This is a genomic window from Denitrificimonas halotolerans, assembly GCF_034259425.1.
In the GTDB taxonomy this organism is placed as follows: Bacteria; Pseudomonadota; Gammaproteobacteria; order Pseudomonadales; family Pseudomonadaceae; genus Denitrificimonas; species Denitrificimonas halotolerans.
In genome coordinates this window covers 1-372 of record NZ_JAXIVU010000055.1, presented here as the reverse complement: position 1 = coordinate 372, position 372 = coordinate 1, and the positions used below count along the sequence as shown (strand labels likewise).

Annotated in this window: 1 pseudogene; it reads left to right on the top strand. The window is 51.1% G+C overall.

The features are described 5' to 3' along the window. Positions 1-128: 128 nt before the first annotated feature. Positions 129-372: pseudogene (locus TOI97_RS13245) on the top strand (RNA-guided endonuclease InsQ/TnpB family protein); the annotation flags it as partial.

Below are 372 nucleotides of genomic sequence, written 5' to 3'. Positions count from 1 at the left end.
TTAAGAAAGTGCGGCTGAACTGGCGCAAATCAGGTGGTGTACGCCGCTCATTGGGCTGGATACCCGTCAATACAGGTGCGGCGCAATGGAAAAACGGATAGATCTACCACAACGGCCACTATTTTAATGTGTGGGACAGCTACGGTTTGAACCAATACAAGTTTCGCTCGGCCAGTTTCAATGAAGATGCCCGTGGCCGTTGGTACTTCAATGTAGTGGTTGATGTGGAGGTCGAGCCAATTAAAGGCCAAGATCGCATCGGTATTGACCTTGGCTTAACTGATACAGCCACCTGCTCGGATGGCACCAAGCTAGAAGCGGGCCGCTTCTATCGTGGCCTTGAGGAAAAGTTGGCTATAGCTCAACGAGCCA